Source organism: Sphingomonas sp. BLHR8 (assembly GCF_056821725.1).
The window spans coordinates 274,133-289,382 of record NZ_JBPDIM010000002.1 but is presented as its reverse complement, the minus strand read 5'-3'; the positions used below and the strand labels follow the sequence as shown (position 1 = coordinate 289,382).

At 69.7% G+C, this 15,250-nt stretch carries 14 protein-coding genes and 1 tRNA gene; 6 read left to right on the top strand and 9 right to left on the bottom strand.

All coding sequences use genetic code 11. The features are described from left to right. Positions 1-52 precede the first annotated feature (52 nt). Both ACRYJK_RS11410 and ACRYJK_RS11405 read left to right on the top strand, forming a co-directional pair. The gene (locus tag ACRYJK_RS11410) at positions 53-1,396 is read left to right on the top strand and encodes a glycosyltransferase family 2 protein (protein ID WP_482667706.1); all 1,344 of its coding nucleotides are present in this window, start codon (positions 53-55) and stop codon (positions 1,394-1,396) included. Next, complete coding sequence (locus ACRYJK_RS11405; RefSeq protein WP_482667705.1) at positions 1,393-2,493, top strand: hypothetical protein; 1,101 nt, start codon at positions 1,393-1,395, stop codon at positions 2,491-2,493. Before ACRYJK_RS11410 ends, ACRYJK_RS11405 begins: the two co-directional genes overlap by 4 nt. Here ACRYJK_RS11405 and ACRYJK_RS11400 read toward each other — a convergent pair. Then, positions 2,490-4,301, bottom strand: a complete 1,812-nt coding sequence (locus ACRYJK_RS11400) for an ABC transporter transmembrane domain-containing protein (RefSeq protein ID WP_482667704.1) — start codon at positions 4,299-4,301, stop codon at positions 2,490-2,492. The genes ACRYJK_RS11405 and ACRYJK_RS11400 overlap by 4 nt on opposite strands. A gap of 257 nt (positions 4,302-4,558) precedes the next feature. Between ACRYJK_RS11400 and ACRYJK_RS11395 the strand changes: the two genes are divergently transcribed. Further along, entirely contained in the window at positions 4,559-5,782 is a 1,224-nt protein-coding gene (locus ACRYJK_RS11395) for a polyhydroxyalkanoate depolymerase (RefSeq protein ID WP_482667703.1), read from the top strand. A gap of 25 nt (positions 5,783-5,807) precedes the next feature. On the opposite strand, the gene ACRYJK_RS11390 is transcribed toward ACRYJK_RS11395, so the two are convergent. Then, on the bottom strand, positions 5,808-7,196 hold the full coding sequence (locus ACRYJK_RS11390) for a PQQ-dependent sugar dehydrogenase (RefSeq protein WP_482667702.1): 1,389 nt from the start codon (positions 7,194-7,196) through the stop codon (positions 5,808-5,810). Positions 7,197-7,315: 119 nt separating this feature from the next. Here ACRYJK_RS11390 and ACRYJK_RS11385 point away from each other — a divergent pair, with 119 nt between their 5' ends. Then, positions 7,316-7,540 carry a hypothetical protein gene (locus ACRYJK_RS11385; RefSeq protein ID WP_482667701.1) on the top strand — a complete coding sequence of 75 codons (225 nt, stop codon included), beginning with the start codon at positions 7,316-7,318 and terminating at the stop codon, positions 7,538-7,540. 15 nt (positions 7,541-7,555) lie between these two features. On the opposite strand, the gene ACRYJK_RS11380 is transcribed toward ACRYJK_RS11385, so the two are convergent. Both ACRYJK_RS11380 and dnaN read right to left on the bottom strand, forming a co-directional pair. After that, a complete protein-coding gene (locus ACRYJK_RS11380) occupies positions 7,556-8,326 on the bottom strand; it encodes a hypothetical protein (protein WP_482667700.1) in 771 nt (256 codons plus the stop codon). A gap of 175 nt (positions 8,327-8,501) precedes the next feature. Beyond that, positions 8,502-9,617 carry a DNA polymerase III subunit beta gene (gene dnaN / locus ACRYJK_RS11375; protein WP_482667699.1) on the bottom strand — a complete coding sequence of 372 codons (1,116 nt, stop codon included), beginning with the start codon at positions 9,615-9,617 and terminating at the stop codon, positions 8,502-8,504. A gap of 134 nt (positions 9,618-9,751) precedes the next feature. Between dnaN and ACRYJK_RS11370 the strand changes: the two genes are divergently transcribed. After that, positions 9,752-10,375, top strand: a complete 624-nt coding sequence (locus ACRYJK_RS11370; protein ID WP_482667698.1) for a histidine phosphatase family protein — start codon at positions 9,752-9,754, stop codon at positions 10,373-10,375. 11 nt (positions 10,376-10,386) lie between these two features. Beyond that, entirely contained in the window at positions 10,387-10,827 is a 441-nt protein-coding gene (locus ACRYJK_RS11365) for a hypothetical protein (protein ID WP_482667697.1), read from the top strand. Here ACRYJK_RS11365 and ACRYJK_RS11360 read toward each other — a convergent pair. From ACRYJK_RS11360 to rpsA, 5 genes are all read right to left on the bottom strand, one after another. Further along, the gene (locus ACRYJK_RS11360) at positions 10,824-11,270 is read right to left on the bottom strand and encodes a DUF4112 domain-containing protein (RefSeq protein ID WP_482667696.1); all 447 of its coding nucleotides are present in this window, start codon (positions 11,268-11,270) and stop codon (positions 10,824-10,826) included. The two genes, ACRYJK_RS11365 and ACRYJK_RS11360, sit on opposite strands and share 4 nt — an antisense overlap. A gap of 29 nt (positions 11,271-11,299) precedes the next feature. Next, the gene (locus ACRYJK_RS11355) at positions 11,300-12,712 is read right to left on the bottom strand and encodes an ABC transporter substrate-binding protein (RefSeq protein WP_482667695.1); all 1,413 of its coding nucleotides are present in this window, start codon (positions 12,710-12,712) and stop codon (positions 11,300-11,302) included. Positions 12,713-12,864: 152 nt separating this feature from the next. Beyond that, positions 12,865-12,950, bottom strand: a tRNA-Leu gene (locus ACRYJK_RS11350). 62 nt (positions 12,951-13,012) lie between these two features. Further along, positions 13,013-13,297: an integration host factor subunit beta gene (locus ACRYJK_RS11345; RefSeq protein ID WP_482667694.1), complete on the bottom strand. Its 285-nt coding sequence runs from the start codon at positions 13,295-13,297 to the stop codon at positions 13,013-13,015. Positions 13,298-13,468: 171 nt separating this feature from the next. Beyond that, positions 13,469-15,184, bottom strand: a complete 1,716-nt coding sequence (gene rpsA, locus ACRYJK_RS11340; protein WP_482667693.1) for a 30S ribosomal protein S1 — start codon at positions 15,182-15,184, stop codon at positions 13,469-13,471. Positions 15,185-15,250 lie beyond the last annotated feature (66 nt).

Sequence of the window (15,250 nt, the reverse complement as noted above, 5' to 3'; positions counted from 1 at the left end):
GATCGCCATCCCCGCTCGCAGGGACTGCAGCGGGGATGGCATGGACTGGGGGTTGTTGGGTGCCGCCCTGCTGGGCTGCGCGCGGGAATGCGCGCTGTTCGCGGCGGTGCTGCTGCTGATCGGCGGCGCCGACGATGTGGCCCTCGACCTGCTGTGGCTGCATCGGGGGCGAGGTCCGAAACGTCACGGTCGTGCGCCCCGCCGCGACATCCGGCGCATCGTCGTTGCGCTGCCCGCTTGGGAGGAGGGCGCGCTGATCGCCGCGACCACTCGCGCGATGGGCGGAGCCTGGTCGAGTGACGACGACGTGCGCTTCGTAATCGGCGTTTATGCCAATGACCCCGCCACGGTGAGCGCTGCGCGGGCCGCTGCGGCGGCGGATGCGCGCGTGTCGCTGGCCGTCAACCCGCGCCCCGGCCCGACGACGAAGGGCGACAATCTCGGCAGCATCTGGGCCTTTGTCGAGCGGGAGCTGGCCGCGTTCGACCCGAACGCGCTGCTGATCCATGACGCCGAGGACCGCGTGCAGCGCGAGGAACTGGCGGCGGTGCGCGCATCGCTCGCCGATGCGCATTATACGCAGCTGCCCGTCATTCCGGACATCGGCCCGTCGTGGGTCGGCAATCATTATGCCGACGAATTCGCCGAAGCGCATGCCAAGGAACTGCCGCTGCGGGCCGCGCTCGGCGTCGCGTTGCCGACTGCGGGCGCCGGCTGCGCATTTCGCGTCGAGGCCATCCGCGCGCTGGCCGACCTGCGCGGCGGCGCGCCGTTCGAACCGCGTTCGCTCACCGAGGATTATGAAGCGGGGATTCAGCTGGCGAGGGCGGGCTTCGTTGGCGCGATGATCGACACGCGCGGCGATGACGGTCGCCCAATCGCGGTGCGTTCGCCGTTTCCGACGCAGCTCGGCGCGGCATTGCGCCAGAAGACGCGCTGGGTGCGCGGGGTTGCACTCGACGGTTGGGACCGGCTGGGCTGGCCGGTGCCCGAGGACGCCAGCCTTGCGCGGCGCATGATCTGGCGCTGGATGCTGTGGCGCGACCGGCGGCCCGTGCTCGCGGCGATCGCGCTGGTGGTGAGCTACGCAAGCGCGCTGATGTGGTTGGCGGGCGTTCTTGCCGGGGCTCCGGCCACCGCGCTGCCGGGCTGGGCGCCCTGGTTGGCGAGCGCCACCGCGGCGCTGCTGCTCTGGCGCCTCGCGGTACGGGCGGCCTATACCGCGAGGATTTACGGCTGGCGGCAGGGCGTGCGGTCGCTGCCCCGGCAATTCGGCGCGAACCTCATCCTCATTCTCGTCGCGCGCCGGGCGGTGCTGCAATATCGCGCGGGACGAGCGGGCGCACCGCTCCACTGGGACAAGACCGACCACCCGCAGCCGCATTTCGCCGAGTGACGCCCAGGCCGACCGCATCCGGCCCGTTGCGGCTGCTCGTCGGCGTGACGCTGCTATGGTTCGGCGTGCGCGGAGGCGCGCTGTGGTGGGATGCGAGCAGCAATACGACGTCGCTGCGCCCGCGGCTTGCCTTGCAGACGGCGGCAGTCGTGGGCGAAGAGCCTGTGAGCCACGCAACATCCCCCGCCCATCACGCGCTAGCGTCCCGATCGGCCGCGTCGCCCCGGACGTTCGCCAAGCGTCGTGGAGCGATCGCCGATCGTCTGCGCCTTACGGGCGGGAAGCCGGGGCGCGTCGTTGCGGCGGTGCTGGGCCCACACCCCGCGGCGGCCTGGGTCGCCACAGCCGATCCGACCGGGCAGGGCCCGGTGGTGCCAGGTGCGTCGGCCTCGGGAGCGGCGCCCTCCCCTGCGCCTGATGCAACCGACGGACAACAGAAGTCGGTCGGCGACGGCTCGACTTCGCTGCATGCACCCCCTCGCCCGCTCCGACCGGCCAGCGGGCGTTGGTCTGGCGGGGCATATATCTTCGCGCGTAGCGGGTCGGGCGCCGATCCGGTCACGCCGTCGCTCGGTGGCACTCAGGCGATGGTGGAGGGGCGCTATCGCCTCACGCGCGGGGTGGAGGCGATGGGTCGGCTGAGCGCGGATCGTCACGGCGCCGATGCTGCGCTGGGCTTGAGCGCGCGCATCGCCGGCACGCCGCTGGCGGCTGCGGCGTGGCGGCGGCAGGGCATCGCAACGCGCGGGCGCGACGCAACACTGGCGACATTGTCGGGAGGTCGGGCGGCGCGCGTCGGGCCGCTCGACATCGAAACCTACGCCACGGTCGGCGCGCGGGTCGCTCCGGACGCGCCCCTGCGCGACCCCGAATGGTTCGCCGAGAGCGCCATCGCCGCGCGCGCGCGGATCGGCGCCGCCGCGGTTGGGCCGGCCATCTGGAGCGCGGCGCAGCGCGACACGCGGCGCGTCGATGTGGGGCTGAGCTTCGTCGCGCCGCTCGGAAGACACCGGGTCGCGCTCGACTGGCGCCAGCGGATCACCGGCAACGCCGCGCCGGCGCACGGCCCGACCCTGACGCTGTCGAGCGGCTTTTAAGCGGGCAGCGCGTCGAACTGCAGGCTGGCGAGGCGGGCGTAGAGGCCGCGTTGCGCCACCAGCTCGTCGTGCCGTCCCATCTCGACGATGCGCCCTTCGTCCATCACGACGATCCGGTCCGCCGCGCGCACGGTTGCCAGGCGGTGCGCGATGACCACCGTCGTGCGCTGGTGCATCAGCGTTTCGAGCGCGTCCTGCACCAGCCGCTCGCTCTCCGCATCCAGCGCGCTGGTCGCTTCGTCGAGCAGCAGCAGCGGCGCATCGCGCAGCAGCGCGCGGGCGATGGCGATGCGCTGGCGCTGCCCGCCCGACAGCCGCGTCCCCGCTTCGCCGAGAAATGTGTCGAGCCCGTCGGGCAGTGCGCGCAGGAACGCTTCGGCATTGGCCGCGCGCGCGGCGGTCCATATCGCCTCGTCGCTCGCCCCCCAGTTGCCGTAGCGCAGATTGTCGCGCGCGGAGGCGGCGAACACCACCGTTTCCTGCGGGACGACCGCGATGCGTGCGCGGACGTCGGCGGGGTCCGCGTCGCGAATGTCCACGCCGTCGAGCAGCACGCGGCCCCCTTGGGGATCGTAGAAACGCTGCGCGAGCTGAAACAGCGTCGATTTGCCCGCGCCCGACGGTCCGACGACCGCCACCGTCTCGTTGGGCGCAATGTCGAGCGTGAAGTCCTTGAGTGTCGCGACGTCCGGCCGGCTGGGGTAGCGGAACTCGACCGCGTCAAACGTCAGCCGCCCCTGCGCCGGCAGCGGCAGCGCGAGCGGCTGCGCGGGCACGGTGATGTTGGGCTCTGCAACCAGCAGTTCGGACAGCCGCCCCGCCGCCGCCGAGCCGCGGATGAGGTCGCCATAGACTTCGGTCAGCGCGCCGAACGCACCCGCGACGAGGCCGCCCGCCAGCACGAAGGCCATGATCGTGCCCCCCGAAATGCGCCCGGCTGCGACCTCGCTCGCGCCGTACCAGAGGAGGGCGACGATCGAGCCGAACAGCAGCGTGATGACCAGCGCGGTCATCAGCGCCCGCAGAGCGATCCGGCGGCGGGCGGTCGAAAATGTGCGCTCGACCGCGCTCGCAAAGCGGTCCGCCTCGCGCCCCTCCTGATTGAAGCCCTGCACGATCTTCATCGCGCCCAGCACTTCGGTGGTCATCGCGCCCACGTCGGCGACGCGGTCCTGGCTCGCCCGCGCGATCTTCCCCAGCCGGCGGCCGAGCACGACGATCGGCAGGATGATGATCGGGATCGCCACCAGCATGATCGCCGTCAGCTTGGGCGCGAGGGTGAAGAGATAGAGCGTGCCGCCGATCCCCATCACCACGTTCCGCAGCGCGACCGAGATGGTGGTGCCGACCACCTGTTCGATCACCGCAGTGTCGCTGGTCATGCGACTGGCGATTTCGGACGGGCGGTTTTCCTCGAAGAATGCGGGCGACTGACGCAGCAGGTTGCGCTGCACCGCAGCGCGGATGTCAGCGACGGTGCGCTCGCCGAGCCAGCTCACGAAATAGAATCGCGCCGCGGTGGCAACGCCGAGCAGCGCGACCACGCCGAACAGCTCGTAGAAATAAACGTCGATATTCTGCCCACCGCCCGCGACGAAGCCCTGGTCGATGATCCGCTTCAGCCCCGCCGGGATGAGCAAAGTCGCCAGCGCCGCGACGGTCAGCGCGACCAACGCCACCGCGATCTGCGCCGGATAACGCCGCGTCGCGTCCCACACCATCCGCAGGCTGCCGAGGCGCGGCTTGGGGGGTTTGGCGTCGGGCGCGGCTGGATCGGTCGGGGCGGCGGGGGAGGGGGCGTCGGCCATGGTAAGCCGCGCCCTAGCAGAGCGGCGCGGGGGTTCACACTCCCCTGATCGCCTTGTCGGCCTTGCTCCCGTCATGCTGAACTTGTTTCAGCATCCACAGCCGGGCGGTGCAGCTCCTGGACCCTCAAACGAGTTCAGGATGACGGGGCGTTGAACGGGGACCGATCCTTAATCTTGCAGTGCAGCAAAGTGCGTGTCAGCGTGTTATATGCGGTGAGGCCGCTTCGGCTCGATCAGCCGCGAAGGGACGCGCGAACTTGCTTTATCAGGCTTATGACTGGCACCGCGCGATGCTTGCCGGGGCAGCGCAGTGGGCGAGCTGGTCTGCGCGCGCGATCGACGCGTTCGAACGTCACCCCGCCTATCTTGGCATGGGCCCGACGCTGTCATCGGCGCTGGAAGTATTCGCCCACGCCGCCGAACCGCGCGGAAAGCCCGTCTTCGGGCTCGACCATACGCTGATCGACGGCCGCCGGCATGCGGTGAGCGAGGTCGAGATCGTCCAGAAGCCGTTCGGCAATCTAAAACATTTCGTCCGCGACGGGGCGCCCGCAGGACAGCCGAAATTGCTGATCGTCGCGCCGATGTCGGGCCATTATGCGACGCTGCTGCGCGGCACGGTCGAACGCATGCTGCCAGGGCACGAGGTGTACATCACCGACTGGGCCGATGCGAAGCTGGTGCCGATGAGCGAAGGCACGTTCGATCTCGACGATTATGTCGACTATCTGGTCGAATTCCTTGAGGCGATCGGGCCGGGCGCGCACATGCTCGCGGTGTGCCAGCCGTCGGTGCCGAGCTTTGCGGCGGCGGCGCTGATGAACGCGCGCGAGCACCCCGCCATCCCCCGCACGCTGACCATGATGGGCGGACCGATCGACACGCGGCAGGCGCCGACCGCGGTCAACACGCTCGCCACCGACCGGCCGCATGCCTGGTTCGCGCACAATGTCATCGCCACTGTGCCCGCCTATTACCCCGGCGCAGGTCGGCGCGTGTATCCGGGCTTCCTCCAGCTCACCGGATTCCTGTCGATGAACCTCGGCAGCCATCTGATGAGCCACTACGCCATGTTCCGCCACCTCGTCGAAGGCGACGGCGAAAGCGCGGAGGCGACCAAAGCGTTCTACGACGAATATCGCAGCGTCTGCGACATGGATTCGGCCTTTTACCTGCAGACCATCGATGTCGTCTTCCAGCGCCACCTGCTGCCGCGCGGTGAATTCCGTCATCGTGGCGAACTCATCGATCCGGGCGCGATCACCCGCACCGCGCTGCTGGCGGTGGAGGGCGAGCGCGACGACATCTCCGGTATCGGCCAGACGCGGGCCGCGCTCGACATCGCGACGGGGCTGGAGGATGCGCAGAAACGCTATTTCCTCGCGCCCGACGTCGGCCACTACGGCATCTTCAACGGCAGCAAGTGGCGCGATCGCATTGCGCCGGTGCTGGAGGAGTGGATCCGCCAGCACGACGCCTGACCGCCCCGTGCGGCGGGCGGCTCGCTCAGCGCGCGCTCGTCTGCCGGCCGGGGAGCGGCGTCGGCGGTGGCGCGCGGCTGACCCGCCAGACCGCGCCGCCGACATCGTCGGTCACGAGCAGCGTGCCATCATTGGCGATGTCCGCATCCGCCGGGCGCCCCTGCGTCCGCCCCTGCGCATCGAGAAAGCCGCCCAGCACCCGGATCGGCAGCACGTCGCGCGGGCGCCCGCTGTCGTCGAAGGCGACGAACACCACGCTCCCCCCGGTCACCGGGCTGCGGTTCCACGATCCGTGCAGCGCGATGAAGGCGCCGCGATCGAACGGTGCGCCGAGCGCGTGCGGGGCGTTGGCGAGGTCGCTCCGCGCGAAGCTGATGCCGAGCGGCGCGACGTGCACGCCGAGCGCATAGTCGGGGCGCCGCACATAGCTCGAGCGGTCCTCCGCATCGGGTTCGCTGATCCGATCGTCGAGGAAACCGCCCCAATAGTACCAGGGCCAGCCGTAGAAATCGCCCTGCTCCACCCGCGTCAGATAATCGGGGACCATGTCCGAACCGAGCATGTCGCGTTCGTTGACGACCGCGTAAAGCCGCTTGCTCTGCGGTTCCAGCGCCAGCCCCGACGGGTTGCGCAGACCCGTCGCGAGCGCCGAGCGCGCGCCGGTGCGCGGGTCGATGCGATAGACCATCGCGCGGCCATATTCGGTCGCCATCCCTTCATCGGCGATGTTGCTGTTGGAGCCGACGCCCACATAAAGCGCGCCGTCCGGCCCCTCCGCCAGCGCCTTGGTCCAATGCTGGTTGCTTCCCGCGGCGGGGAGCTGGGTCACCACGCGCCCGTTGCCGGTGAGCGACGTCGCTTGCGGATCATAGGAGAAGGCGAGCAGCTTGTCGGTGTCGGCGACGAACAGCGTGCTCCCTTGCAGCACCATGCCATAGGGCGAATTAAGCCCGGTGATGTAGGTGCCGCGCACCTCCGCCACGCCGTCGCCATTGGCATCGCGCAGCAGCGTGATGCGGTTGGCGGAGCCGCGGTTGGAGCCGGCGCGTTGCATCAGCAGCTTGGCGATCAGCGCCTTGATCCCGCTCGCTTCCTTGCGCGGCGCATCGCTCTCCGCGACCAGCACGTCGCCGTTGGGGAGCACCAGCGCCTGCCGCGGGTGGGCGAGCCCGGTGGCAAAGGGCTGCACCACCATGCGCGGGAGCGTCGTCGGGCGCGCGTCGCCCTGCCAGCGCACAATCTCCGGCAGGCCGACCGTCGGCACGCGCTCCGGTCGCACGCCCGAAATGACCGGCACGCGGCCGGTCAGCTCGACCTGCGACAGGCGCGACGGGTCGGGTCGTGTCACGATGAAGAAAACGGTCCCCAGCGTGATCGCGATCAGGGCAGCGGCGATGAGGAGCTTGCGCAACATGACCTTACGCTAGGCCGCGCCACGTTCGGGCGCAACGCGGTCGCATCAAAACAGCGTTGACGCGACCTTCACCCTATCACGACACCGCGCAGGAGGGGGCGTTGCGCTACGCGGCGGCCATGACTGCTGCGACCCTCCCCACTGCCCTCACCCGCCGGTCGAGCGCGCTCGCTGCCGATTGCGCGCGGCTGGTGGCGGAACACGGTGCCGATGCCCCGCTGGCGGCGCGATCACGCGCGCTCGCCGGCCTCGCGCGCGACAATGCGGTCGACTACCTGCACTGGCGGGCGGTGGAGCGGCTGTCGGTCGCGCTCGATGCCGCTACCGACGCGACCCGGCACTAGGCGCCTGCCGCACGATCAGCGGCCGGCGTTGGTCACCAGGTCGACGTCGATCACATCGCCCGCGATCGGCCGGGCAAAGATGACGAAGCTCTTGTCGCCCTGCGTCCCGCCGAGAATATGTTCGCGCCCGTCGAGCAGATGTTCGGCGCTGAACCCGCCGCGCCGCGCCTGCGTATAGTAGAAATCCATCAGCGACTGCATGTCGACGCGGGTCTGGAAATTGACGACCCGCATGGCGCAGGCAGTCGATTCCGATCCCGCTGCCTCCACCAGCGCCGAGCGGGGATAGACGGGGAACGCTGCCGGCAGCCGCTGCGCCCAGCCGTCGCCGTAAGTGATCGTGCCGCAGCGACCCGCGCGGTCGGCCTGCTCGCGGGCGAGACCGCCCAGCGTCACCGATCGCGCCTGCGGATCGGTGCGCGTGCAGGCCCCCTCGCACTTCTGCGCGGCCCACGCCCCCGGCGCGGGCGCGCGGGTGAGTTCGCCCCCCGCCAGCGCGCGCGCATCGGCGATGGCCAGTCGCGGTTCACCCGCGCCCCGCACCACCGGCACCCCGCCGTCAGCCACGGCCGGGGTGGCGCGTACCGCGGTCGCATCGGTGTTTCCGGCGCGGTCGGGATCGACCATCAGCGGCTGGTTGAGCGCCTGACGCACCGCCGGATCGTTCGATGCGGCCGCGTCGTCGGCGTTCGCCGCCGGCGCCGGTTGCTGGCATGCGGCGAGACCCAGCGCGACCGCGACGGCAGCGCCCGCCATCGCCCCTCTGCGAAACTGCATCCCTGTCATCGCGCCCTCGTCCATCCCTCGCCGCGCGAGCCGATCGCGCACATCCTGCCGTGCATGATTGCGCTTTGGCGATGGAGGTCGCAACCCCGCAACAGCGTTAACGCGCCCTCCGCCTGTGCCAGCGCGGGGCAATGTCTGGCGCGGCGAAGGATGGTTTACGCAGGTGCCGCCGACATCACACCCGCATCGGCATCAGCACGTAGAGCGCGTTCGATTCCTCCGCCTCACGGATCAGCGTCGGCGCGCCTGGGTCGGCAAGGTGGACCTCCACCGTGTCGCCGTCGATCTGGTCGATGATGTCCTTGAGGTAGCGGGCGTTGAAGCCGATCTCCATCGACGCGGCGCTGTAATCGCCTTCGATCTCCTCGGCCGCGGTGCCGTTCTCGGGGCTGGTCACCGACAGCGTCACCTTGTCGGTATCGAGCAGCATCTTGACGGCCCGCGTCTTGTCGCTGGCGATGGTGGCGACGCGGTCGACGCCCTGACCGAACGACACCGGGTCGACCCGCAGCAGCTTGTCGTTCGCGGTCGGGATAACGCGGGTGTAGTCGGGGAAAGTGCCGTCGATCAGCTTAGACGTCAGCACGACGTTGCCAAAGGTGAAGCGGATCTTCGACGCGGACAGCTCCACCTCGACCATGCCCTCCCCACCTTCGCCGAGCAGCTTGTGCAGTTCGGCGACGCATTTGCGCGGCACGATCACGTCGGGCATCGCCTCCGCCCCCGCCGGCCGCGGCAGCGTGTAGCGAGCGAGGCGGTGGCCATCGGTCGCCGCTGCACGCAGCACCCCCGCGCCCTCGTCGGAGGCATGCAGGAAAATGCCGTTGAGGTAATAGCGCGTCTCTTCGGTCGAAATGGCGAAGCGCGTCTTGTCGATCAGCCGCACGATGTCCTTGGCATCGAGTTCGAACCGCGTCGGCAATTCGCCCTCGGCGATGACCGGGAAATCGTCGCGCGGCAGCGTCTTGAGCTTGGACTGATAGCGGCCCGCGCGGACGGTCATGATGCCGTCCTCCACCGACAGCGACACTTGGCTCCCGTCCGGCAGCTTGCGCGCAATGTCGTAGAGAAGATGCGCGCTGACCGTGGTCGCGCCCTGGGTTTCGACCACCGCGTCGATCGTCTCCACCACCTGCAGGTCGAGGTCGGTGGCCATGATCCGCATGACCGAGCCCCCCATTGCCTCGATCAGGATATTGGACAGGATCGGGATCGTGTTGCGGCGTTCGACCACCGACTGAACGTGGCCGAGGCACCGCAGCAGCACCGCCCGCTCGATCTTCGCTTTCATTGCATACCCTCTATTCGGCCGGGTTGCTGGGCGTCGTGCAGCGCCCGGTTGGCCGATTCCCCCCGGTCTGGCACAGCATCCTTAACGCGGCCTCCACGACTCGCAAGGCGGTGCGATGGTGGGCGAAAAGGGGGGTGGCTTTGCTCGACGGGACGACGTTCATCGCCCGCCATGGCGAAACGGTTTTCAACGCGGCCAAGCGCATTCAGGGCGCGCTCGAACATACCCCGCTCACGCGCCGCGGCTTTGCGCAGGTCGACGCGCTGGGCGCCGACCTCGCGTCGCGCATCGCGCCGGGCGCGCCGCTGCGCCTGGTTGCCTCACCGACCCAGCGCACGCGCCAGACGATCGCGATCATCGCCGAACGGCTTGGGCGCGAGTATGCGGATGTCGAATATGACGATCGCCTGCTGGAGATCGGCATGGGCGGCTGGGACGGGCAGAGCTATGCCGACATCGTCGCGCGCGAAGGCCCCATCTACAGCGATGCGCACGCCGCCTTCATCCGCGTCGCGCCGGGCGGGGAGAGCTACGCGGATGTGCGCGCGCGGCTCGAATGCTGGCTGGCGGACGAGACGGGACGCGGCGGCGACCGGCTGATCGTCACCCACGGCGTCACCGCCGCCGTGCTGCGCGCGCTGCTCGTGGGCGAAGGGCGACCCCACCCGTCATGCGGCACGCCGATCGCTTCGCCGGTGCCGCAGGGAAGCTACGTCGCCATCGCAAACGGGCGCGAGACGGTGCATTTCGTCGCATGAGGCGCACGGCGTTGCTCCTCGCGCTCACGCCGGCGCTGCTTGCAGCCGTGCCCGCGCGCGTTTCGCTGGGTGTGTTCGACCGCTGGGGGGCGTTTCGTGACGACGCGCCCGTACCGCACTGTTGGGCGCTGGCGCGCGGCGGGCGCGCCGGCGGCGGCGTGCTTCGCGTCGGCTATTGGCCCAACCGCGGCGTGCGTGGCCAGGTCAGCATCGCGCCCCCCGATGGCCGAGTGGTCAGAGAGGCGACACTGCGCGTCGGTGGCGCCCGCGTCCCGCTCGCCGGAGACGGACGCACCCTGTGGGCGCCGTCCCCTGCGCAGGATGCCGCCATCCTCGCCGCCCTGCGAGCGGACCGACCAGCCATCGTCGACGCGCGCAACTGGCGGAGTACGTTTCCGGCGCGCGGCGCGGCCAGCGCAATCGACGCTGCGGCGATCGGCTGCGCGCGCTAGAGCAGCGGGCGCGTCGGCGTCGCGTCGAGCGTCGCCCCGGCGGGGTGGTGGCGGTCCAGATGCCGCTTGATCGCCCTCAAATTCTTAGTGTTCGAGCGGTAGACGAAGTCGAACGCGTCGCCGACGAACGGCACCGCGCCGATCGCCGTATCGACCCCGATCCGCCCCGCCATGCGCGCAAGCTGCCAGCGCGACATGCCAAGATTGCGCCCCTCCCACACGAGGTAGGCGCCCATGCAGGCGGAGACGACGTCGCCCATCACCGGCACCATGCCCAGCACCGAATCGAGCCCCACGCCCATGCGCGTCCCCGGCACCGTGATCGCGCGCTCGAGCAGCATTTCCAGCCATTCGAGCCGGCGCCGGATGGCGGCCGGATCGCGCCGGTTCATGCCCATGCTCTGCGCCATGCGGTCGAATGCGGCAGGGTCGATCGTCGGCATGGGTCAAATTCCCCCGTTGGCGGTGTCGGTCAGTTGGGTGGCGCGGCGAGGTGCGTCAAGCTGTGCCGCCCGCGGGCGTTGGCGATGATACCCGCGCGCGACGTAGACAGCGCCCAGCGCCACGGCGTTGCGAGCGGGATGAACAGCGCATCGTCGAGCAGCGCGCTCTCCGCTTCGGTCACACGCTGCGCGCGGGTAGCGGCATCGGGCGCGACGGCGATGGCGGCCATCGCGTCGCGCCACGCATCATTGCACACCGGCCCTCGCCCGCAGCCGAGCCGCCGCATTGGCCAGAGCGGATCGTCGCTCGGCGCGAGGTCGTCGATCAGACGCAGGTCCGCGTTCGCTGCGGGCTCGACCCGCAGCAGATCAACACCGATGCGCGCGAGGTCCGCGCGCAGCCGGGCGTAGAGGATGCGCTCCCCCGGACTGCGCCCGAGCGCGATCCGCAGCGGCACCCTATGGTCATCGCCGGTCACCGCCGCGGCGGCGCGCGTGCGGCGCTCCGCAAGGGGCGCGTCGATCCACTGCGGCACCCCGGGCGCGGGCGTGCCGTCGCGCGGCCGGCGCAGCAGCGCCAGCGCCTCCCAGCCGTTGGCGCCGAAGCTCGTGACGATCCGCTCGCGATCGATGGCCATCGCCAGCGCGCGCCGCCCTTCGGCACGCGCGAGAGCGCCGGTGCGCGACACCACCGCCAGCCCGAACAGCCCGGGGGCGCGATCGATCGTGACTCGCTCTTCGGCAATCCGCGCCGCCGCGACATAGGGCCAGCTGTCGAACTTTCCGCCGAGCACGGCGTCGAGATCATTGGCGGCGAAGCGCGTCACCGCCCGGCGCGGTTCGCCTCCGCGCAGCCGCACCGCGGGTTGAGCGTCAGCGGGCAGCGGATCGGCGCCCGGCGGCGCCTGAGGACGGAGCAGCGCCGTCGCGCCATCCCATGCCAACGCGAACGGCCCCCACCCGCGCCGCTCGCGCAGAATCGCGACATCGCTCTGCGCGAGCAGGTCGAGCACGTCGCTGCGCGGTTGCCGCAGGCGCACCTCGACGACGCTGTCGGTCAGCGCGCGGACGCTTTCGACGTCGGCGAATTCGCCGCGCATGGCTGGGCGCGCGCGCGCCGACCGCAGTCGAGCATTCAGCGCGGCGGCCACGTCGCGCGCGTTGACCCGACGCCCGTCGCTCCAACGCGCGCGGCTGAGGCGGAAGATATAGCTCTGTCCGTTGTCGATGACCGTCCAGCGATCCGCCAGCGCGGGTTCGATCTGACCGTCGCGCCCAAAGCGCACCAGTGGCCCCGCAACCGAGTCGAGCAGCACGCGGTCGGCGGTGGAGAGCGTGGTCGCGGCGGCGGCAACGCTGCGCTGCATCGGCGACAGCACCACCACCTCTACCGGCCCGCTGCCACCCATGCCGCAACTCGCGAGGGTGAGCGATGCGACCACGCCCGTGGCGATTCCGGCGAACCACCTCCGAAACCGGACTCCCCCGGTCAGGCGAACGGTCGGACTTTCGGCAGGGGAGCGGCGGGGGCGGAGCATGGCCAGCGTTATGCGTCGTCGGCAGCCGATCACCAACCACCCCTCGACGAGCGATGTGGTGCGGACGGCGGGACTTGAACCCGCACTTCCAGGGGAAAACGGATTTTAAGTCCGCTGCGTCTACCGATTCCGCCACGTCCGCGTCACGCGATGCACGCGCGCGCCCTGCCAGAGCAGCGGCACCGACGCAATTGCGTGCCAGTGTCAGGCGGCGGGGTTGATCGCTTCGTGGAGGCCCTTGCCCAGCTTGAAATGCAGCACGGCCTTAGCCGGTGCCGCCACCGGTTCGCCGGTGCGGGGATTGCGGCCTTCGCGCGCATCGCGGTGGCGGACGGAAAAGGCGCCGAAACCGCGCAGCTCGACCCGGCCCCCGGCCGCGAGCTCTTCGACCATGGCGTCAAAGATCGTGTCGACGATCGCCTCGACATCGCGCAGCCGCAGGTCCGGGTGCCGTTCGGCGAGTTCCTGCACCAGTTCTGATCGCACCATGATCGACGTCCCCCGAGCTGAATTTTCCCGCTCAACGTCCGAGTCGGGGAAATGATGCAATGATCGGGCCAAAACAATGATGGGAAAAACCGGCCGAGCTAGGCCTGCTTACGCGAAAGGGGCGCCAGCTCTCGCCGACGCCCCTTTCCTCGTACCTGCTTTTGCGAAAGCTCAGTTGTCGCGCTTAGCCTTCAGCGCTTCGCCGAGGATGTCGCCGAGCGACGCACCCGAATCCGACGAGCCGTACTGTTCGACCGCCTGCTTCTCTTCGGCGATCTGACGCGCCTTGATCGAGAAGGTCGGCTTCTTCGAACGGTCGAAGCCGGTGACCATCGCGTCGAACTTCTGACCCGGCTGGAAGCGTTCCGCGCGCTGTTCGTCGCGGTCGCGGCCAAGGTCGCTGCGCTTGATGAAGCCGGTCGCGCCGTCTTCGCCGACCTGCACTTCGAGCCCGCCGTCGCGCACTTCGAGCACGGTGACGGTGACGACTTCGTTCTTGCGCAGGCCCGCACCCGCCGCGGCGCCCGCCGAGCCGACCGCCGGAGCGCCCTTCTCGAGCTGCTTCATGCCGAGGCTGATGCGCTCCTTGTCGACGTCGACGTCGAGCACGACCGCCTGCACCATCTCACCCTTGCGATGCAGCGCGAGCGCTTCCTCGCCGGTGATGCCCCAGGCGATGTCGGACATGTGGACCATGCCGTCGACGTCGCCGGGCAGGCCGATGAACAGGCCGAATTCGGTCGAGTTCTTGACCTCGCCCTCGACCATCGAGCCGATCGGGTGGGCGTCGGCAAAGGCCTCCCACGGGTTCGACTGCGCCTGCTTGAGGCCCAGCGAAATGCGGCGCTTGTCGTTGTCGACCTCGAGCACCGAGACTTCGACTTCCTGGCTGGTCGACACGATCTTGCCGGGGTGGACGTTCTTCTTGGTCCAGCTCATTTCGCTGACGTGGACCAGGCCTTCGATGCCCGGCTCCAGTTCGACGAACGCGCCATATTCGGTGATGTTGGTGACGCGACCGGTGAAGACGCCGCCGACCGGATACTTGGCGCTCGCGCCTTCCCACGGATCGCTCTCGAGCTGCTTCATGCCGAGGCTGATGCGCTGCGTCTCGCGGTTGATGCGGACGATCTGCACGCGCACGGTGTCACCGATGTTGATGACTTCGCTAGGGTGGTTAACCCGCTTGTAGCTCATGTCGGTGACGTGCAGCAGGCCGTCGATGCCGCCGAGGTCGACGAACGCGCCATAGTCGGTGATGTTCTTGACGACGCCGTCGATCACCTGACCTTCGGTGAGGTTCTGGATCAGACCCGAACGCTGTTCGGCGCGCGTTTCTTCGAGGATGGCGCGGCGCGAGACGACGATGTTGCCGCGGCGGCGGTCCATCTTGAGGATCTGGAACGGCTGCGGGATGTCCATCAGCGGCGCCACGTCGCGCACCGGGCGGATATCGACCTGGCTGCCGGGGAGGAACGCCACCGCGCCGCCGAGGTCGACGGTGAAGCCACCCTTGACGCGGCCGAAGATGGTGCCTTCGACGCGGCCGTCCTTGGAGAAGTCGCCTTCGAGGCGGTCCCACGCGGCTTCGCGGCGCGCGCGGTCGCGCGACAGCATCGCTTCGCCATAAGCGTTCTCGACGCGGTCGACGAACACCTCGACCTCGTCACCGACCTTGAGGTCGGCCTTCTGCCCCTGCGGCGCGAACTCGCGCAGCGGAACGCGGCCTTCGCTCTTGAGGCCGACGTCGATCACGACGAGGTCGTTCTCGAGCGCGGTGACGGTGCCCTTGACGACCCGGCCTTCGAACTGGGTGTCGGCGCCGCCGAGCGTTTCGTTGAGCAGCGCGGCGAATTCGTCGCGCGTCGGATGAGCCTGTGAGGCCATGCAATTGTCCTTCATCGATGTTCCGGCCAGGCGGTTGGGTCCGCCGGTCTTTCCTCCGCCCGCGGG